Origin of the sequence: Lentibacillus salinarum (assembly GCF_042679865.1) — a bacterium.
Classification (GTDB): Bacteria; Bacillota; Bacilli; order Bacillales; family Amphibacillaceae; genus Lentibacillus; species Lentibacillus salinarum.
On sequence record NZ_JBHTNH010000024.1, the window covers coordinates 42,955 to 62,137 of the forward strand.

Genomic DNA, 19,183 nt, shown 5'->3' on the forward strand with positions numbered 1-19,183 from the left:
CGTGGGTTACCCCAGCTTAATTTCACTCACTTTGTCGGCATCCAATTTCTTAATCGTGGCGACAATCAGCTTCACGGCATTTTCAAAGTCATCACGATGCAAAATTGCGGCATGTGAGTGGATATAGCGTGTTGCAATCGTAATAGACAACGATGGAACACCGTCTGCCGTTAAATGAATGGAACCGGAATCCGTTCCACCACCGGCAATGGATGCAAATTGATACGGAATATTGTGCTCGTCCGCCGTATCAACAACCAGGTCACGGACACCCTTATTTGGCACCATTGATGCATCATAAATAATGATTTGCGGCCCCTTTCCCAGTTCGCTGTCCGCTTCTTTATCGGACACGCCCGGCATGTCTCCGGCAATGCCAACATCCACGCCAAAACCAATATCCGGCTGGATGGCATGAGCGGATGTTCGCGCACCGCGCAAACCGACTTCTTCCTGAATCGTTCCAACACCATAAACAATGTTAGGGTGTTTGTCACCTTTAAGCTGTTTTAAGACTCCGATCGCAATCGCGCAGCCAATCCGGTTATCCCAAGCTTTGGCCATCAGCATCTTATCATTTTTCATTTGGGTAAATTCAAAGTAAGGCACGATTGAATCGCCCGGCCGGACACCGAATTCTTGTGCCTCCTCTTTACTTGACGCGCCGATATCAATAAACATATTTTTAATTTCAACCGGCTTTTTGCGTTCGTCAGCTGTCAGCACATGCGGTGGTTTGGACCCGATCAGACCTGTCACATCGCCGCGAGCGGTCATAATCGTGACACGCTGGGCAAGCATTACCTGATTCCACCAGCCACCCACTGTTTGGAAATAGATAAAGCCGTTGTCATCGATGCGGGTAACCATAAATCCAACCTCGTCCAGGTGGCCGGCAACCATGATTTTCGGCGCGTTTTCCTCACCGGTTTTTTTCGCAATCAGACTACCCAGGTTATCGGTATACACATCGTCAGCATATGGGGCAATGTATTTTTCCATAATCTCCCGTGGTTCTTTTTCATCCCCCGGGATTCCACGTGCATCTGTCAAATCTTTCAGCATCGTGTTGGTTTCATCTAAATGAGCCATATGTAAAAAACCTCCTTTTATGTTCCGCTATCATTATAACGGTTCCAGTGAAAATGCCAAACCATTTTTATTAATATCCTTGATCTTGCCGCTCATAATTGATTTCGTTCTTTTTTAGGTAGGCATCTTTAACTGCTATTTCATCAAAGCCAAGCAACTTGCCCAGCTGCAAATAACGCGCAAATAACTGTTTGTAATGCGCTTCGGAAGGATCGCGGTAAAACGTAACACACACCTCATATACACGATTAAATTGCCCTGTTTCATCTGTGTCAGCAGGTTTTAAGTCGTTTGAGTCATACCGGTAGCCTTTGTCCAGTCCGAGCGATAAAATAAAGTGAATGCCATCAACATATTCTTCCAAAATAACTGACTGTTTATTCCTTGGTTTCCTACTCCAAAACTTAAAGCACCTTGTTTCATTAGCTAGCTCGCCCAGTTCCACCAGTAATGCCAAATATTTTTCGCGGAACAGATCCTTGCCCGACAGATCATGGTGCGACACAATATAAGTATCCAATTGCGCCTGCATCGTATACAATGGTGACCAATCCATTTTTCTCACCCCATTTCCTATCACGTTTAGAACTATTCTAGCATGAAATGATCCCAATCGTGAAACTTTCAGGAAGCTGGTGCGTACTAACTGCTATCAAACATAACAGGGAGACGGTCGATATGATGGTCCTTTTGATCCGATTACTTATTCTCATCGCGCTCGGTCTGCTCATCCATTTGATCATTCAATATTTTCGGAGCCCGGACCGTAAACTGCAAATCGCCAAAACAGCCAATACATTCTATTTGGCTGATGAGCCTGCTAATTCCCAAAAAAATATCCAATTTGTTTATAAAGGCTGTTTGTTTGAAGGGGAAAAATATATCGGTGTCACTGAAAAGGCGTTTGAGGTTGTCAATATCGATGTGTCTGCGCGTGATACGGATGAACTGGAAGGCATAACGCGGGACGATTTATATTTTATGGAAAACGAATTATTAAACCGCTATCCTTACGCCGCCATTACGTGGAAATATCCCATCAATAAATTGATCATAACACCGGTTGATTGATTTTGGGCATTGTGAATGCTAGTTGGAAAAAGCGCACCCTGGGCGAGTGCGCTTTTTGGCATCATGTGCTGACCTGAAAAAAATCATCCCATTTTATAAAAATTTCTTTTCGGCGCAGCAGATAAATGAAAGGCAACAATGTGAGTAAAAAAACGAGGATATAAAACGGGGATAAGTTTGACAGCCACTTACCAACAGACGTATAAACAAACGCCAGCGGAATATTCGTCAACAACGACGACCTGGTGTAATCCCTGAAGTTTTCCGAGACCTCAATCAGACACAACGATAACAAATGAAAATGAATAAAAGGCACGAGTCGTAAAAGTGCAATTTGCGATGTCGTCAATTCAGAACCAGTCCCCATTAATTTTTGTTTTAAAAGGACAAGTTTCCCGAGCGTTTTGGGCATCCAGCGAATCAAGCCATAAAAAATTATGCTGGAAAGTGTGATGCCGATGACCGAGTATAACGTTCCGGCTACAGCCCCGAAAAGAACCCCGCCCGAAATACAAATGAAAACAACCGGGAGAAAAAATAATGGCCTTAATAAATGAAAGCTGATAAATAAAATCGGTGCGAACAGCCCGCCTGTTTCAATAAACATCATGATGTAATAGCCAAACTGCTCCATAGCTCCCCTCCTTCTCCGGCTCCTGGTCCTGTTCACACATCAGTTCATATATATGACAAGAGACGAGCCGTTATGACATCCATTAAACAAACCAATGTCAGTAGTCTGACGGCATAATTGGAAGAAGCGTCCAATACGGATTGACTATATAGATTCTCTTTCCAAAATTGTACAGAATGTGCGAACCAAAACAGAACAGCCTCTGTTATAAAACGCGTTAACCGCCATACCATTCCCGGACATTCTTATCGGACGGCAATAAAAACGTCAGCAATCCAAGCAGTGGTAAAAAGGCTGCAGCCATCATCGTCGGGGTGAGACCAATGAAGTCGATCAACGATCCAACCGCCACCGACCCAATCGCTCCCATGCCAAATCCCAAACCAACAATCAATCCCGACATCGTACCAATTTTTCCCGGGATCAGTTCTTGTGCATAAACAACGGTTACCGAAAAGCTCGACATGATAATGACCCCTAACAAGGCGAGCAAGAAAATCGCCATCACTGGTCCAGCAAACGGCATAACCAAGGCCAAAGGAGCGGCAGCTAATAACGAAAAGATAATGACATTCCGTTTACCGAAATGATCGGCAAACGGTCCACCCAAAAAGGTTCCAACTGCACCGGATAATAGAAAAATGAACGTATAGCCTTGTGATTCAGCAATTGTCACCCCATAACGATCAATCGCATAAAAGGCATAAAAATTGGAAATGACATTTTTATACCAGGAACGGGCAAACACAATAAAGACAAGGACAATAAGCGCCCTTTTTATTGCTTTGGAAAGACGTTTATCACGCTCACCGCTGCCATTCCGAGCTTTTACGTTTACCGGGGAATGATCAATTTGTGTTGCGTACCATTTTGCAATATAAATTAAAAAAAGGACTGCCAATCCAGCAATGAATGTGAACCAAATGGCACCGAACTGACCCAATGGAACGAGAATCAGTGCGGTAATCACAGGAGCGAGCGCCTGACCAGAATTCCCGCCTACCTGATAGATCGATTGCGCCAATCCCCTGCGTGAACCTGCTGCAAAGTATGCTACCCGCGAACCCTCCGGATGAAATACAGCCGAACCCAACCCGATAAATAACACACTCGCCAAAATAGCCCAAAAATTCGGCGCCAAAGCCAAGCCGAACATTCCGAACATACTGCTGCCCAGTCCAATAGGCAAGGCATACGGCATTGGCCGTTTATCTGTATACATCCCAACAAACGGTTGCATGACTGAAGCAACCATATTCAAGGTAAACGCGATAAGGCCAATTTGTGTAAACGTCAACCCTAGTGAATTTTCCAAAATGGGAAACATGGCGGGAACAACCGCCTGCAAGGTGTCGTTTAATAAGTGGCACGTTCCAATAATGAACAAGATCGAATAGACGGTTTTATTGTTTGATTGAATCGTTTGCTTGCGATTGCCTTCTGTTAAACGTCCCACCTTCCCTCAACACCTTTCTATTTACACCTATATAATAACGAAATGAATTCCATGACTCTTCAAAAGCGACACTTTATTCAATAAATGTGTTTATCACGCCATATTCATTATAGAATGGCCGCTTTAATAGAAAAATGGCCAAACCCATTAAACGGATTTGGCCTTTTGAATTCTGCACTATTTCAATGCCGCTTTCGCCTTATCGGCTAATTGGGCAAATGCTTGTTCATCGTTAACAGCTAGATCAGACAGCATTTTACGGTTTACTTCAACACCAGCCTGTTTCAGCCCGTGCATCAATCGGCTGTATGAAATATCGTTCATGCGTGCGGCAGCATTAATACGGGAGATCCACAGCTTGCGGAAGTCACGTTTTTTCTGTCTGCGGTCACGATAAGCATACTGACCGGATTTCATCACTTGCTGTTTGGCTGTTTTAAATAACGAATGTTTGGCACCATAGTACCCTTTTGCTAGTTTTAATACGCGTTTACGACGTTGACGCGTCACTGTTCCACCTTTTACGCGTGGCATGTCAATTCCCTCCTAATACAATTGAAAAATCGTTGCATCATGATAATGTTCTGGTAAAATTTCAAGCCTATTTATATGGAAGCATTGTTTTGATACGTCGGAAATCACTTTTGGAAACAATAGCTGATTGACGCAGTTTACGCTTCTGCTTCGGTGATTTATGAGCAAACATATGGCTTGTGTACGCATGCGCACGTTTTAATTTTCCTGTACCTGTTTTACGGAACCGTTTTTGCGTTCCTTTATGGCTTTTCATTTTAGGCATATTGGTATCCTCCTTGTGTCGTTGAAAGCTTATTTATCTTTATTTGGCGCAAGCATCATAAACATATTGCGGCCTTCCATTTTTGCTTTGGATTCAATCGTTGCCACATCTTTTGTTTCTTCCGCCAGGCGGTCAAGCACTTCTCGGCCAAGCTCTTTGTGCGTGATGGCGCGTCCGCGGAACCTGACAGTTGCTTTCACCTTATCACCTTTACTTAAGAATTTCCGTGCATTTTTAAGCTTGGTGTTAAAATCATGCTCGCCAATTCCCGGAGTGAAACGTACTTCTTTAACATTAATGACCTTTTGTTTTTTGCGTGCCTCTTTTTCTTTCTTTTGCTGCTCGAAACGATATTTGCCATAGTTCATGATACGGCATACCGGTGGTTTCGCGTTCGGTGCCACAAGCACCAGATCAAGGTCTCTCGTTTGCGCGATTTGCAGCGCTTCTTTCCGTGGCTTCACTCCCAACTGATCGCCATTAGAGTCGATCAGCCGTACCTCTCGGGCACGGATTTTTTCATTGACGTTCATCTCTTTGCTAATTGCTAGACACCTCCAAAATTTTAATTCGTGATCTGTTCATTGACAAGTGAGTTTATCGCAAATAAAAATGTGTCGATGCATACATGCACCCACACGTCTCCAATAATGGCTATTGAAAAAGTTAGGACCAGCCGACTGCTATTTTGCGTCGATCAGGTGAGAAGCGGGTGCTTCTACTTGTCTCAGATCATTTTTTCAGCTTTTATAGAATAGCATCTATTACACAATGTGTCAAGTTATTTTGCCAAGCTGTAAAAGCTTCATTTTAAGTTTATCATAATTGCAGTTAAAAAGGAAGCCCAGATGCTTTAATACCATGTCGATCCATCGAGGTTTCTTATAAATTAAGACTGTTTCCTAAAAGGTTGTTGTTTTTGACACAAAACGCCATATATTACGACATAGAATATATTTTGAGTGCAATGACACCGCTCCGGAAATACGCTCCGCTTTCCGCGGGTGACCCGTGAGCCTCCTCAGGCATTCGCCTTGCGGGGTCTCACTTTGGCCACTTTTCCCGCAGGAGTCTCCGCGTATTCCTCCGCTGGGAGTGACGTTCTGCATAATGAGTGTTGAGCCCCATAAAATCGGTGATCAGCGGTTTTTCTCTCACTAAGACAGAACACGACACTGAGCTGCGGAAAAATGCGAGACTCCTGCGGGAAAGGAACAGTCTGAAGACCCCGCAGCGACGAACCAGCAGTCAGCCCCGATAGACTTGGAAGAAAACATCCCAAAAGTTACGTCGCAGTTTATATCAACTGCGAGGGTTAAACGCAGCATAACAAGAGCCTAAATGAAGAACCCGGGCTTTCTTGCTTACCCGGGTTTCTTGCTATTTTTTGTTTAGCACTTTTTGATCGATTTCTTGTTTGATCAGTGCTTTAAAATCGTCATAGCTTAATGTTTCAGACTGTTTCTCACCATACCGGCGCACATTCACGCTACCCGTCCCCATTTCATTATCCCCCAGAACAAGGGCGAACGGGACTTTTTGTGTCTGTGCTTCCCTGATTTTATAGCCGATTTTCTCATCACGTTCATCCACTTCGACGCGCACACCATCAAAACGTAATTTATCCGCGACTTCTTTCGCATATTCCAAATGCGCATCCGGTGATACCGGGATAACCTTCACTTGAACAGGTGCAAGCCATGTCGGGAATGCGCCTTTATATTCCTCAATCAGAAATGCCACAAACCGTTCCATTGTGGACACAACACCGCGATGAATGACAACCGGGCGATGTTCTTTGCCGTCCTCACCGATATAGGTCAGATCGAACCGTTCCGGCAGCTGATAATCAAGCTGAACAGTGGACAGCGTTTCGTCTTTTCCTAATGCTGTTTGCACCTGTACGTCCAATTTCGGGCCGTAAAAGGCAGCTTCCCCTTCTGCTTCCACATATTCGACATCCATTTCTTCCATTGTTTCCTTCAGCATAGCCTGGGCCTTTTCCCACATGTCATCATTATCGATATACTTCTCTTTATCTTCTGGATCACGGTACGATAGGCGGAAATAATAATCCTGGATTCCGAAATCCTTATATACTTTTTGCACGAGCTTCACAACCCGGATAAACTCGTCCTTCAACTGATCCGGACGAGCGAATATATGTGCATCATTCAGTGTCATCGCCCGGACACGCTGCAGCCCTGCCAGTGCGCCAGACATTTCATGACGGTGCATCGTTCCGAGTTCCGCAATTCTGACCGGCAGATTGCGATAGCTCCATAATTGATTTTTAAAGACCATCATATGATGCGGGCAGTTCATCGGCCGGAGAACCAAGTCTTCGTTATCCATTTCCATGGTCGGGAACATGTCATCTTGGTAGTGATCCCAGTGCCCGCTCGTCTTATACAGGTCAACACTGCCTAAAACAGGTGTATACACATGGTCATAACCAAGCCGTTCCTCAAGGTCAACGATATAGCGTTCGATGTTTCGCCGGATGGTCGCCCCTTTTGGCAGCCAGAGCGGCAGTCCCTGCCCAACTTTTTGTGAAACTGTGAAGATGTCCAGTTCTTTACCCAGTTTACGGTGATCGCGTTCTTTCCGTTCCTCCAGAATGCGCAAATGCTCATCAAGTTGGCTTTGTTTTTCGAACGCTGTTCCATAGATGCGCTGCAGCTGCTGATTATTGCTGTCACCGCGCCAATAAGCCCCAGATACACTCAGCAACTTAAATGCCTTGATTTTGCTTGTTGACGGTACATGCACCCCGCGGCACAGATCAAAGAATTCACCTTGTTTATAAATGGTGACCTGCTCACCTTCAGGGATATCATTGATCAACTCCAGTTTAAGATCGTCACCGATTTCCCGGAACATCTCTTTCGCCTCATGGCGGGAAACGTCAACCCGCTCGATTTCCAGGTTTTCGTCAACAATTCGTTTCATTTCTTTTTCAATTCTGGGAAGGTCTTCAGGTGTCAGGGCATGATCCAAGTCCATATCATAATAAAAGCCTTCCTCAATGACCGGACCGACACCGAATTTCACATTATCAAACAACCTGGTGACGGCCTGTGCCAAAAGATGGGCTGTTGAATGACGCATGATATCGATGCCTTCCTGATTTTTATACGTCATCAATTCGATCTCCCCACCGTGAGGAAGCTCCCTTCGCAGATCAAATAATGTTCCATCCACCTTGATGGCCAGTGCCTGTTTTTTTAATCCCGGTGAAATGGAGCCTGCAATGTCTTCTCCGGTTGTTCCCTCTGGAAATTGTTTGCTTGCTCCATCCGGGAACGTTATGGTGATGTCTGCCATGATAACCGCTCCTTTGTTTTTATATTTTGGCACATTAAAAAACGCCCGCCACTTTGCCTTAAAGCAAAGGGACGAGCGCTTAACACGTGGTTCCACCCTAATTCCCGCACAACATGCGGCTTCATTTTTCTTTAACGCAGATAATACGCTGCTGTTTACTCATTGGTTCGACAACAGAGTTCAGAGGTGGTAATTATTTAGATGGTCAGCGGAAGTTTTCAGCCGATGACTTCCTTCTCTTGTCTGCCCAGTCAGCCAAACAATCATGTCCTCATCAATACTATTAACATTCATGAATTAATATAAATTGTATTATAGCTGTTGTTTAACATAAAATCAACCGATATTATTTATTTTTTGAATGATACGGGAACGGAAAGCTGCTGATTGATGTAAATTCGGCCCTTTCCTGAAATATGTTAATCACTGTCAATGTTTTCGGTTCGGATGGATCATCGCCATAAATCTTAATTTTTTCCGGTGCCATGGTAATCAGCGGCGACAAATTCAGTTCGTCAGCATCCAATCCGACGATATATAGCGGCTCCTTCTGCATAAGTGTCCGCAATTCCATCCTTGAAAACTGCCTGCCATCCGATTTAAAAAATGAAAATGCCTCTCCCTGCAGAACGTGAACCGTATCAACGACAGGGGTGCGTTTTTTGACATATCCCCGAAGCATGTCAATGAACGCCTGGTGGTCTTCCTCGCGTTTGAATTCATCAATGGCCAGCCCGACATAATGGATTAGCTGGTTTTTAAACACTTTCAATTGAAAGTTGACAATTGACTCAAAATGAATGGACCCGGATTGTTGAATGTTCGCCAGGAACAAGGAATACAGCAGCTGACTCGGGTCTTTGTTTTTTCTGACCATCTGACTGTCATCGTCGTCCCCGGAAAAAATCCAATGGGATAAATCCATGATCCGTTCAATTTCATCTGAATTTGTATAATAATAGTTACGCCGTATAATGCGACTGATCAAGTCAGTTAGCCGATGTGTCACGAAAACCCCAACCATTGCCCCGGCAACTGACTCCATAAAATTGTTCTCGGGCACCCGGTTGTCCAATTGCAGATGATTCCCCCATTCTTCAGTTGTTTTCCAATGTAATTCGATTTGTTTATTAAGTTGAAATAACTTCTCACAGAAACTTATCGCTTCTCTGTCCGACTCAAAGTAAACCTCCAGCAAATACATCACCCTCATCCAACCAAACTGATACATTATATGGACATCAATGTGAAAAAATGTATGGTGCCATGAAACTAGTAACTATCTATGGCTTGGCTGTTGTGATAGGGTGTGTCAGTGTAGCGTATCCTTTTACATTACAATCGAACAAAACATGAAAAAGGTGGCATGCGCCACAAAATTTTTTGGGACACGCCACCTTTTCGGATTTTGTTTCGATTATAGGAGTACAGGCGGGCTTATCAGTCATATCTTGAGAACATTATAAGTCTCGTCGGTTTTGACCCGACAGGTTGACTTCCCTGCTGACCTGTTTTATCCGTTCAATAATCCGGCCCGCTTTGACTGTTTCACTGCCGCCCCGGTTTGTAGTGGCCAACTGTTCCTCCAGCTGTTCCATACTGTAATTGGAAGTGAAAAATACCGGCAGATTTTCCATCATGCGATATTGTAAAATAGACCCTAGTATCTCATCTCTGAACCATGCTGATTGTGTTTCAGCACCAATATCATCAAGCATAAGAACATCAGTCTTTTTGAAATAATTGATTTTTTCATTGATGGAGTCATCTTTTATGGAACTTTTCATTTCCCTAACAAATTCAGGCATATAGATAAGCATGGAGGCGATATTTAACCGCTTCAGTTCATTAGCAAGTGCTCCAAGAAAATAGGTCTTTCCAACTCCAAACGGACCATAAAAATAAATTCCTTTTTTCGGGAAATTGGTTTTGGCCTCCTTCAGGAAGTTCAACATTTCATGTACAACCGGCTTTCGCTGCTGCCCGTCAACATCAGAAATACGATTAATGCTTGCATTCAATATATCTTTCGGCATATAAAGGCTCTGAATTAGATTTTGTTGTTCTTTCTGTTTCTCATCATTGATCCGGTTATAACATTTTTCATATACAAGGTGTATCTCATTATTCTCTACCCGCAGAATCGGTGAGTATCCTTGAAGCATATTAATACACTGATCAAAGCACTGGCACTGATCACACTGCTTGGATTGTGTTTTATATTCATGGAGCTTGATAAGGTTTTTATCAATTTCTTTTTGCGAGAGTTGCGGATGAAGTGATAGAAATTCACTAATTTCAGGATCGTTTAGAACTTCTTCCCTTATTTGTAAGTAATTCTCTTTGAAGTTTTTGTTCTGGTTCATCCATTTTTTAATTTCGGATTGTACTGGCTTCATATGCTTCACCCTTGCGAATGGTTGTTATGTCCGTTAGAGAATTCCCGAAGAAGCGCTGCAAATTCCGCGTCATTCTGATGTGTGTCCTGATTATTTCGCCGTGGTTCCGGTTTTTGTTTCTTCCGTTCTTTGAACCAATCAGGTACAACTTCTTTCGCCGCTGGTTTGCGGTTGTTTTTCCGTTTCGTTTGCCGCTGCTGATACTGTGTCTTTTGTTTTTTGGCAAATGCCATGGCTTCTCTAGCTGTTTTCAAATTGGCACGTGACCAGTGACTGGCAATCGTCTCCATATAAGCTTTTGACAGCTTCATATCCGATTGCAGCAGGACATAGTGGATAAGAATATTCATGACCGGTGATGGCAACCCTTGTGTCGTCATCACATCACGAATCACTTTCAAATCCTGGCCGGATGCCTGACCACCGCTCGACAAATCCTCAAGTAGTTGTTTTGGCGAAATGTTTTCCATTTTCTTCATGAGCTGTTCTTCTTTTGTCGTCGATTGATCGTCCGTGTCGGTTGCTGGCATGTCGTTTCTTTCCATCAGTTTGATCGTTGCTTCTTGATGTGAGGTCTGAAACAAATCATGGCAGGCTTCCTTAAATTCTTTGGAATCCAGTATATTTTCTTCCGTCAATGCCCATAGAACCGCTTTTTCCACTTCAAATTCAGCTAGACCATAAAGTGTCATCATTTGTGACATAAGTCGTTTATTAGCAGTCGTCAGTACGTTTTTGACTGGAATCATGCGGGATTTGAGCATCTGTTCCATCCAGGAAAAATCAATCGATGGGATGGCTTCTTCCGGCGCCTGATCATTATCCGTGATATCCAAACCGGTTGTGTTCGGCTGAAACGTCTGGAACACCTCATTGAACGAAGCCGTAATGTTCGTACCTTTTTCAGTTGCCGGTAATCGAAAATGCGCCTTCAACATGTCAAATTTTGCCTGTCCGATATGGTGATAGAGTAGTTGCGTCAGCATATCGTCAGCAAAAAATTCCACCGGTGCAAACGGGCTTTGCAGTACATACGTATACGTTTTGTGCTCACCGGATTGCTGAAAAGTTTTCAGTAATCCGACACCTTCCAGCATACGTCTTGCCCGGTAGATGGCATCAAGCGGCAGGTTCATGTAATTCATCAGTGTATGATGGGTTTGGGCTGTGGCGTCCTGTTGAAAGTCACGTTCATTCATCAGGGTCTGGTATAAGGAAATGGCTTGGATTCCGATCAGCGGCTGATACAGATGTGTTAACGATTTCGAGTAGTCAAACGGAAGGCTGCCTTTCAATAAAACCCGGTAACCTTCAATTGGCAAGATCTTTCCGATGTCATTCATCATGCTAACCCTTTCCTTTATCCAATGTACTGAAGTGTTAATCGGATTGTTCTTTATCAGACTGAATCAAATCCTTCAGCTCGTCAAGAAACACAGATAAATCTTTGAATTGGCGATAAACAGAGGCAAAACGGACATAGGCGACTTCATCAACATCAGAAAGCCGTTCCATCACCATTTCACCAATGTCATTGCTATCCACTTCTGAGACCCCGGTATTACGCAGTTCTTTCTCCACACCGATCGCGATTTCCTCGATTTTCTCGAGGGGAACAGGTCGTTTTTCGCAGGCTTTGATTAACCCGCGGATAAGCTTCTCACGGCTGTATTCCTGTCTGGTGCCATCTTTTTTGACGACAATTAATGGTACTTCTTCGATCCGTTCAAACGTCGTGAACCGAAAGCCGCACTGTTCACATTCCCGGCGTCTGCGGATCGAGTGCCCTTCTTCAATTGGACGTGAATCCAATACTTTTGTACTTTTATTTTGGCAATTTGAACATCGCATATTGTCCAACCCCATTCATTGATGCTGCCATCAGTTTCTGTTATCGAGCAACGGCAATTCCTTATCGGCATATGTATACAATTGCTGAATCACTTTATGACTGTAACCAAAATCCATTGGCATGGCTGACTCAGTCGTAACCGAAAAATCGATCGCTGTTCTGTATGGTCTCACCATGATAACCGTCGCCACAATGAAAGCCTTTCGTCCTTTGATGATTGTTGCACTGATTTCACCACGTTCGTTGGAGACGGCATTGACACGGTATTTGGGATTGCTTTGAAACAGGCTTTCCAGCAACGCCATCCCTTTTTCACCCGTTATTTTATAGTAGTGTGTCTGCAATAAAGGATCCATATGTATTTCATTGGTCTCGGCGTGATTACTGAAATACCTGGCAATTATTTGGCGAAATGACATTTTCTGCACCTCATCCCAGCGAAAATCAAAAAAACTATCGAACAAACTTCTTAAAGTGCGTGTTCAAAAAGGAGGATAAAAAGGACCGGCAGGCTAAGTTCGCGACGACAATCGCTAACGCCTGCACTAGCACGTCCTGTGAGTCGAAAGTTCGAGGCGGTGCCGTTTCGAGCACAAGAAAAGCTTCACTGAAATCGCATCCCACGCAGGAAAAGTGGTTTTCTTTTCCAAGGAGCGGGCTTCCACAGGATGTGGTGACTTCTGCAGTTGGCTATTGACGTGGGCGGTCTTAGCAGAAGGTCCCCTGCGACTTTAGATACATGAGCAGCGGAGAAACAAGCCAACGAGCTTCTCGCGTGTGTGGTGACTTCGACGTTCGACACAGGACGTATCGATATTTAGTCGAAGGTCCCCTATTCGACGTGTCATTTTTACCGGACTTTTTGAACAACCTCTTAAACCTATTATATATGATATGTCTATTTATTGTAACACGATTTTCAGTTTTAACGGAACAAAAAAAGATTGACGCATTTTTTAGGTCAAAATGGTCAATCTTTTTTATAATGATCGGCATCATGAAACTTGTGGCTGCCTGTTGTTGATATGATTTCCGACATAGCGGGTAAGATCCACTACCCGTTTGGAATAACCCCATTCATTATCATACCAGGCCAAAATCTTAATCTTGCTGTCATCCATCACCATCGTCGATAACCCATCAATAATTGCAGAATACTCTGTTGTTGTATAATCAATCGATACGAGTGGTTCATCGCTGTATTTGATAATGCCATGCATGCCATTTTCCGAAGCATCTCGGAAAAGTTCATTGATTTCGCTTGCTGTAACAGATTCTTCCACGTCAATGACCAAGTCAACAAGCGAAACATTCGGTGTCGGCACCCGCAATGCCATGCCGTGCAATTTTCCATCCAGTTGTGGCATCACCTCACCAAGCGCTTTCGCTGCGCCTGTCGATGTCGGAATGATCGATTGTGTGCAGCCACGGGCACGCCGCAAATCTTTATGCGGATTATCAAGATTCTTTTGGTCGTTGGTGAACGAGTGCACTGTGGTCATCAGGCCGTTAATAATTGTCAAGTGATTATCCAGTACCTTGACGACCGGTGCCAGACAGTTTGTCGTACATGAAGCATTGGAAATGACCTCATCTTCTTCCGGGTTATACGTTTGTTCATTTACACCCATAACGATTGTTTTGTCGACCTGCTTTCCGGGAGCTGTAATGACAACCTTTTTAGCACCTGCTTGGATATGGCGGCCGGCGTCTTCTTTCGTTTTGAATTTACCTGTTGCCTCTATAACAATATCAATCTCATGCGCTTGCCATGGAAGGTTTTCCGGTTCACGTGAACTGACTAGATTAATACGTTTTCCATCTACCTCCAGCCCGTTTTGGAGCGCTTTCACGTCACCGTCAAAAATGCCGTGAATACTGTCATACTTAATTAAATGTGCGAGTGTTTCGGGAGGATAGTTGGCATTGATGGCCACAACTTCCAATGCATCATCTTTTACCGCCTGACGAAAAACCATTCGTCCGATACGACCAAATCCATTAATTGCAATCCGGGTTTTGCACATATGTCATCCTCCATTATATGTTATACTTTTTAGTGGTCTGTTGTAATTAGTATAACACATTAAAATGAGAATGTGACATTTTTTATGGAAAAAATCTTCTATGATTTATAAGATGTGATATGAAACACATCGCTACAGGGGGGCGCAACCTTACGCATTGACCAAGGAACAGATTTGTCAAGGGGCATCGGAGCAGTGGGATTCTATGCAGGTAGGCAATCGCCTGGGAATCCCTTTCTATGAATCACGGGGATTTGTGTACCAGCATAGAAGGACTGCCGTGACGGAAACCGGCGAGGAGCAGGTATCACTGCGCTTTGTAAGGCAGCTTAGTTAATGGCTTCTCCTGATAATCTGACAATAATAAAAACGGCTAATCCAGAGGGATAATTTCTGAACCAGCCGTTTTATTTACACAACATCCCACTCCCGCAGCAACGATTCCAGCTGCTGATAGGCATCATGCTTTGACCCATTATTATCAATGACCGCATCAGCCAGTTCAGCTTTTTCTTTGACTGGCATCTGTGCGTGAATCCGCTGATAGGCCTCTTTTTCTGAATAACCGTCACGTTCCATAAGTCGACTCAGCTGCACTTGTTCATCAACGTAGACTACGACAGTCTTATCCACAAAGTTCGTTAGTTGACTTTCAAATAACAATGGAATGTCCAGTACAACGCTTTTGACACCAGATTCGACATAACCATTCCGTCGTTCAACCATTCTCTCGCGGACTGCAGGGTGCACAATGCTATTTAATGTCCTGCGTTTTTTGTCGTCTTCGAACACAACCGCCCCGAGTTTCTTCCGGTTGATTGATTGATCATCCCGCAAAATTGATTCACCGAATGTGTCAACAATCTGTTTGTACGCTTTTTCGCCGGGCATGACGACTTCTCGCGATATTTTATCCGCATCAATTACTGGGATACCGAAATCATCGAACATTAATGATACGGTGCTTTTACCGCTTGCAATGCTCCCGGTCAGTCCGATAACACGTGTCATTTACAATCCTCACTTCATTTTTTGACATGAAACACAAACGTGTGTCCCACGTCCGCCGATTTTCATTTTCACGACTGGTTTACCGCATTCTTTGCATGGTTCGTTTTCCTGTCCATAGACGAACAGCTCCTGTTGAAACATGCCCATATCACCCTGGGAGTTCACATACGAACGGATGGTAGTTCCTCCCAGGGCAACTGCCTCTCTCAATGTAACGATCGCGGCTTCCCAAATGGCTTCAGCTTCTTTTTTCTTCAGTTTGTTCGCCTTTTTTAATGGATGAGTTTTCGCTTTAAATAATGTTTCATCAACGTAAATGTTGCCAAGGCCGGCGACAACCGTCTGATCCAGCAGCACCGATTTGATCACACGATCGGTTTTTTTCAGCTTCTGATAGAGATAATCAACCGTGAATGCGTCGTCAAACGGGTCAGGGCCCAGTTGATTTAATGGTTTACGATTCAGTTCATTACCTTTTTCAAACACATGCATCGTGCCAAATTTACGCACGTCATTGTAACGAAGTTCTTCACCGTTACTGAACTTAAAAATGACGTGTGTATGTTTTTTGACCGGTTCTTCTGACGGATGGACATTGTACTTGCCTTCCATTCGCAAATGGGATACCAGGATAGCATCATCCAGTTCAAATAACAGGAATTTGCCTTTACGGTTGATGGCCTGAATCGTCTGTCCCGTTAAAAGGTGCTTAAACTGTTCTATATCATCCGGCCGTTTAATGATGTTTGGCCAAAATACTGATACGTCAATAATGGTTTTATCAAGTACAAATCGTTTGAGTGTGTTTTTTATCGTTTCAACTTCTGGCAGTTCCGGCATGTCATCTTCCCCTTACTTTGCATCAAACCAGCTGGCACCATATTCATAGTCGACTTTCAGTGGCACATCCAGATCCACGGTATTCTCCATCGTCGCTGGCACAATGTCTTTCAGCTGTTCGATTTCCTCTTTTGGTGCTTCCAGAATCAACTCGTCGTGAACCTGCAAAAGCATCCGTGCTTCTAGTTTTTCTTCCTTCAATGTTTCGTGTAAGTCGATCATGGCTTTTTTAATGATATCGGCGGCACTACCTTGAATCGGCGTATTCATCGCCGTTCGCTCAGCAAATGACCGCTGATTGAAATTCCGGCTTGTGATCTCCGGCAAGTAGCGCCTACGTTTCATTAATGTTGTCACATAGCCCTGATGCTTCGCTTCCTGAACAATATCATCCATATACGCTTTAACATCAGGATAACTTTCAAAATAACGTTCAATGAATTGTTTGGCTTCTTTACGTGTGATGCCGAGACTTTGCGATAGCCCGAAATCACTGATGCCATAAACAATCCCGAAGTTTACCGCCTTGGCCTGACGGCGCATATTGGCTGTGACATCGTCCCGGTCAACATGGAACACATCCATCGCTGTCCGGGTATGGATATCCAGATTGTTCGTAAATGCTTCCACCAGTTTTTCATCGCCCGCAATATGTGCGAGCACCCGCAACTCAATCTGTGAATAGTCTGCTGCAAACATGATCCAATCATTTTGCGACGGTACGAAAGCCTGGCGAATTTTGCGCCCTTCCTCAAGCCGTATCGGGATATTCTGTAAATTGGGTTCAACTGAGCTTAGCCGTCCGGTCTGAGTTAGTGCCTGATTAAAGCGTGTATGGATTTTATGTGTATCTTTGTCCACGACTTTCTGCAAACCGGCGATGTAGGTTGACTGCAGTTTGCCGAGCTGTCTGTACAACAGCAATTTCGGTATGATGTCATGCTCATTTTGCAGCTGCTCCAAAACACCTGCTGCTGTAGAATACCCGGTTTTCGTCTTTTTGATGACAGGCAGACCGAGCTTTTCGAACAAAATCGGGCCAAGCTGCTTCGGCGAATTTAAATTAAACGCCTCACCGGCCAATTCATATATTTCTTGCTCAAGATCATGCAGACGCTGCTTCAGATCGTCCCCCATTTCCTTAATGCGATCCATGTCAACCAGCACACCGGTATGCTCCATTTTGCCTAAAATGAGTGCAAGCGGCATTTCCAGTTCTTTGAGCAGTTCATATTGCTCATTCGTTTTCAGCTGCTCTTTCATTTTGTCTTTTATCTGAAAAAGGACGCTTGTTTTCCGGACAACATGTTCACTGAGACTATCTTGTTTCGGAACCTTCATTTTCGCCCCTTTTCCAAATATTTCTTCATCAAACAATACATCCGTCTCACCCATTCGATGGGCTATAGCCGGGATATCATGGTTGTTTTCGGCCGGATTGAGCAAATAGGAGCCCAGCAGCATGTCGAACGTGATGCCCTTGATGTGAATCCCCTGATTCAACAGAGCAACAAGTGTTTTCTTGGCATCAAACACAATTTTCGAGTTACTGCTGTCCGTCGCCCAAGTGGCAAATACTTCGGAAGCAACAGCTGTTTCTGTCGGAATGAAGTAGGCACTGGACTGATTAACCACACCGATCCCTTCAATTTTCCCATAATGGTAATTGTCATCAAGCATCTCCAGCACTAGTGCCGCTTCATCACCCAGCATATCTTCGGTTACCTCATTGGTGATGGTAAAATCGATATCGCTCAGTTCTTCACGCTCTCCAGTGGCTTCTTCCGCTTCATCACCAATCCGGTTCAGAAGGGACTGGAAGCCCAAATCCTTGAAAATGGCACTGACCTCTGTCTGCGGATACCCCGCATATGTCATGTCAGCCAGTGACACCTCAATCGGCGAATCACGGTCAATAATGACAAGTCGCTTGCTCATAAAGGCTTCTTCTTTATGGTTTTCTAGTTTCTCTTGTAGCTTTTTGCCGCTCACATCATCAAGATGTTCATACACATTATCAACGGTGTCAAATTGTTTCAGCAGTTTGGTGGCCGTTTTCTCACCAACACCCGGAACGCCGGGGATGTTGTCCGAGCTGTCACCCATTAATGCTTTCAGATCAATAATCTGTTCAGGCGCAATCGCCATTTTTTCCTGCATGAAAGCTGGTGTATAGGCTTCAATGTCACTGATGCCTTTTTTTGTCAAATTGACAGTAACCTTGTCCGACACAAGCTGAAGCAAGTCTTTATCACCGGAAATAACGGTGACGTCCCAATCTTTTTCCTGGGCCTGCCTCGAAAGGGTGCCAATGATATCGTCCGCCTCATATAAATCAAGCTGATAATGGGCGATCCGGAACGCATCGAGCACTTCTTTCAAAAGTGGAATCTGTTCTGATAATTCCGGCGGTGTCTTTTGCCGCCCGCCTTTATAGTCTTGGTAAGTTTCATGACGAAACGTCGTTTTACCGGCATCAAACGCGACGAGCATATGCGTCGGCTTTTCGTCCTCAAGAATTTTCAGCAGCATGTTCGTAAAGCCGTAAACGGCATTGGTGTAGACACCTTTATCATTATTCAATAATGGCAGGGCAAAAAAAGCCCGATAAATCACACTGTTTCCGTCAATCAGCACTAGCTTATCGCTCATAGCATGTTCCTCCGATCCTACCG

Annotated in this window: 18 protein-coding genes and 1 other annotated feature; of the genes, 1 reads left to right on the top strand and 17 read right to left on the bottom strand. The window is 44.1% G+C overall.

Annotation, left to right across the window (positions count from 1 at the left end):
- Positions 1-6: 6 nt before the first annotated feature.
- The gene (locus ACFQ4A_RS11065) at positions 7-1,092 is read right to left on the bottom strand and encodes a M42 family metallopeptidase (RefSeq protein ID WP_382400542.1); all 1,086 of its coding nucleotides are present in this window, start codon (positions 1,090-1,092) and stop codon (positions 7-9) included.
- Positions 1,093-1,162: 70 nt separating this feature from the next.
- Positions 1,163-1,648: a dUTP diphosphatase gene (locus ACFQ4A_RS11070; protein WP_382400544.1), complete on the bottom strand. Its 486-nt coding sequence runs from the start codon at positions 1,646-1,648 to the stop codon at positions 1,163-1,165.
- Positions 1,649-1,770: 122 nt separating this feature from the next.
- Between ACFQ4A_RS11070 and ACFQ4A_RS11075 the strand changes: the two genes are divergently transcribed.
- Positions 1,771-2,163: a sigma-w pathway protein ysdB gene (locus ACFQ4A_RS11075; RefSeq protein WP_382400546.1), complete on the top strand. Its 393-nt coding sequence runs from the start codon at positions 1,771-1,773 to the stop codon at positions 2,161-2,163.
- Positions 2,164-2,224: 61 nt separating this feature from the next.
- Here ACFQ4A_RS11075 and ACFQ4A_RS11080 read toward each other — a convergent pair whose 3' ends face one another.
- From ACFQ4A_RS11080 to polA, 15 genes are all read right to left on the bottom strand, one after another.
- Positions 2,225-2,797, bottom strand: a complete 573-nt coding sequence (locus tag ACFQ4A_RS11080; RefSeq protein ID WP_382400548.1) for a TVP38/TMEM64 family protein — start codon at positions 2,795-2,797, stop codon at positions 2,225-2,227.
- A gap of 217 nt (positions 2,798-3,014) precedes the next feature.
- Positions 3,015-4,217, bottom strand: a complete 1,203-nt coding sequence (locus ACFQ4A_RS11085; protein ID WP_382400727.1) for an MFS transporter — start codon at positions 4,215-4,217, stop codon at positions 3,015-3,017.
- 213 nt (positions 4,218-4,430) lie between these two features.
- The gene (gene rplT, locus ACFQ4A_RS11090; RefSeq protein ID WP_382400550.1) at positions 4,431-4,787 is read right to left on the bottom strand and encodes a 50S ribosomal protein L20; all 357 of its coding nucleotides are present in this window, start codon (positions 4,785-4,787) and stop codon (positions 4,431-4,433) included.
- Positions 4,788-4,854: 67 nt separating this feature from the next.
- On the bottom strand, positions 4,855-5,052 hold the full coding sequence (gene rpmI, locus ACFQ4A_RS11095; RefSeq protein ID WP_382400552.1) for a 50S ribosomal protein L35: 198 nt from the start codon (positions 5,050-5,052) through the stop codon (positions 4,855-4,857).
- Between the two features lie 29 nt (positions 5,053-5,081).
- Complete coding sequence (infC, locus tag ACFQ4A_RS11100; RefSeq protein ID WP_382400554.1) at positions 5,082-5,585, bottom strand: translation initiation factor IF-3; 504 nt, start codon at positions 5,583-5,585, stop codon at positions 5,082-5,084.
- 69 nt (positions 5,586-5,654) lie between these two features.
- Positions 5,655-5,782, bottom strand: a sequence feature (ribosomal protein L20 leader region).
- Positions 5,783-6,432: 650 nt separating this feature from the next.
- Complete coding sequence (gene thrS, locus ACFQ4A_RS11105; RefSeq protein WP_382400556.1) at positions 6,433-8,379, bottom strand: threonine--tRNA ligase; 1,947 nt, start codon at positions 8,377-8,379, stop codon at positions 6,433-6,435.
- Between the two features lie 346 nt (positions 8,380-8,725).
- On the bottom strand, positions 8,726-9,583 hold the full coding sequence (ytxC, locus tag ACFQ4A_RS11110; protein WP_382400558.1) for a putative sporulation protein YtxC: 858 nt from the start codon (positions 9,581-9,583) through the stop codon (positions 8,726-8,728).
- 256 nt (positions 9,584-9,839) lie between these two features.
- Positions 9,840-10,778, bottom strand: a complete 939-nt coding sequence (gene dnaI / locus ACFQ4A_RS11115) for a primosomal protein DnaI (RefSeq protein WP_382400560.1) — start codon at positions 10,776-10,778, stop codon at positions 9,840-9,842.
- Positions 10,779-10,783: 5 nt separating this feature from the next.
- Entirely contained in the window at positions 10,784-12,124 is a 1,341-nt protein-coding gene (locus ACFQ4A_RS11120) for a replication initiation and membrane attachment family protein (protein ID WP_382400562.1), read from the bottom strand.
- 34 nt (positions 12,125-12,158) lie between these two features.
- The gene (nrdR, locus tag ACFQ4A_RS11125; protein ID WP_382400564.1) at positions 12,159-12,629 is read right to left on the bottom strand and encodes a transcriptional regulator NrdR; all 471 of its coding nucleotides are present in this window, start codon (positions 12,627-12,629) and stop codon (positions 12,159-12,161) included.
- Between the two features lie 30 nt (positions 12,630-12,659).
- A complete protein-coding gene (locus ACFQ4A_RS11130; protein ID WP_382400566.1) occupies positions 12,660-13,049 on the bottom strand; it encodes a cytosolic protein in 390 nt (129 codons plus the stop codon).
- A 576-nt stretch (positions 13,050-13,625) separates the two neighbouring features.
- Positions 13,626-14,657: a glyceraldehyde-3-phosphate dehydrogenase gene (locus tag ACFQ4A_RS11135; protein WP_382400568.1), complete on the bottom strand. Its 1,032-nt coding sequence runs from the start codon at positions 14,655-14,657 to the stop codon at positions 13,626-13,628.
- Positions 14,658-15,068: 411 nt separating this feature from the next.
- Entirely contained in the window at positions 15,069-15,668 is a 600-nt protein-coding gene (gene coaE / locus ACFQ4A_RS11140; RefSeq protein ID WP_382400570.1) for a dephospho-CoA kinase, read from the bottom strand.
- A gap of 9 nt (positions 15,669-15,677) precedes the next feature.
- Positions 15,678-16,508, bottom strand: a complete 831-nt coding sequence (gene mutM / locus ACFQ4A_RS11145) for a DNA-formamidopyrimidine glycosylase (RefSeq protein ID WP_382400572.1) — start codon at positions 16,506-16,508, stop codon at positions 15,678-15,680.
- Positions 16,509-16,520: 12 nt separating this feature from the next.
- Positions 16,521-19,160 carry a DNA polymerase I gene (gene polA, locus ACFQ4A_RS11150; RefSeq protein WP_382400574.1) on the bottom strand — a complete coding sequence of 880 codons (2,640 nt, stop codon included), beginning with the start codon at positions 19,158-19,160 and terminating at the stop codon, positions 16,521-16,523.
- Positions 19,161-19,183 lie beyond the last annotated feature (23 nt).

Excerpts from the sequence above, each read along its gene's own strand:
- thrS (WP_382400556.1), bottom strand. The coding sequence starts at position 8,379 with ATGGCAGACATCACCATAACGTTCCCGGATGGAGCAAGCAAACAATTT.
- coaE (WP_382400570.1), bottom strand. The coding sequence starts at position 15,668 with ATGACACGTGTTATCGGACTGACCGGGAGCATTGCAAGCGGTAAAAGC.
- rplT (WP_382400550.1), bottom strand. The coding sequence starts at position 4,787 with ATGCCACGCGTAAAAGGTGGAACAGTGACGCGTCAACGTCGTAAACGC.
- ACFQ4A_RS11075 (WP_382400546.1), top strand. The coding sequence starts at position 1,771 with ATGATGGTCCTTTTGATCCGATTACTTATTCTCATCGCGCTCGGTCTG.
- ACFQ4A_RS11130 (WP_382400566.1), bottom strand. The coding sequence starts at position 13,049 with ATGTCATTTCGCCAAATAATTGCCAGGTATTTCAGTAATCACGCCGAG.
- ACFQ4A_RS11080 (WP_382400548.1), bottom strand. The coding sequence starts at position 2,797 with ATGGAGCAGTTTGGCTATTACATCATGATGTTTATTGAAACAGGCGGG.
- ACFQ4A_RS11070 (WP_382400544.1), bottom strand. The coding sequence starts at position 1,648 with ATGGATTGGTCACCATTGTATACGATGCAGGCGCAATTGGATACTTAT.
- dnaI (WP_382400560.1), bottom strand. The coding sequence starts at position 10,778 with ATGAAGCCAGTACAATCCGAAATTAAAAAATGGATGAACCAGAACAAA.
- mutM (WP_382400572.1), bottom strand. The coding sequence starts at position 16,508 with ATGCCGGAACTGCCAGAAGTTGAAACGATAAAAAACACACTCAAACGA.
- infC (WP_382400554.1), bottom strand. The coding sequence starts at position 5,585 with ATGAACGTCAATGAAAAAATCCGTGCCCGAGAGGTACGGCTGATCGAC.
- ytxC (WP_382400558.1), bottom strand. The coding sequence starts at position 9,583 with ATGTATTTGCTGGAGGTTTACTTTGAGTCGGACAGAGAAGCGATAAGT.
- rpmI (WP_382400552.1), bottom strand. The coding sequence starts at position 5,052 with ATGCCTAAAATGAAAAGCCATAAAGGAACGCAAAAACGGTTCCGTAAA.
- ACFQ4A_RS11120 (WP_382400562.1), bottom strand. The coding sequence starts at position 12,124 with ATGATGAATGACATCGGAAAGATCTTGCCAATTGAAGGTTACCGGGTT.
- ACFQ4A_RS11065 (WP_382400542.1), bottom strand. The coding sequence starts at position 1,092 with ATGGCTCATTTAGATGAAACCAACACGATGCTGAAAGATTTGACAGAT.
- ACFQ4A_RS11135 (WP_382400568.1), bottom strand. The coding sequence starts at position 14,657 with ATGTGCAAAACCCGGATTGCAATTAATGGATTTGGTCGTATCGGACGA.
- nrdR (WP_382400564.1), bottom strand. The coding sequence starts at position 12,629 with ATGCGATGTTCAAATTGCCAAAATAAAAGTACAAAAGTATTGGATTCA.
- polA (WP_382400574.1), bottom strand. The coding sequence starts at position 19,160 with ATGAGCGATAAGCTAGTGCTGATTGACGGAAACAGTGTGATTTATCGG.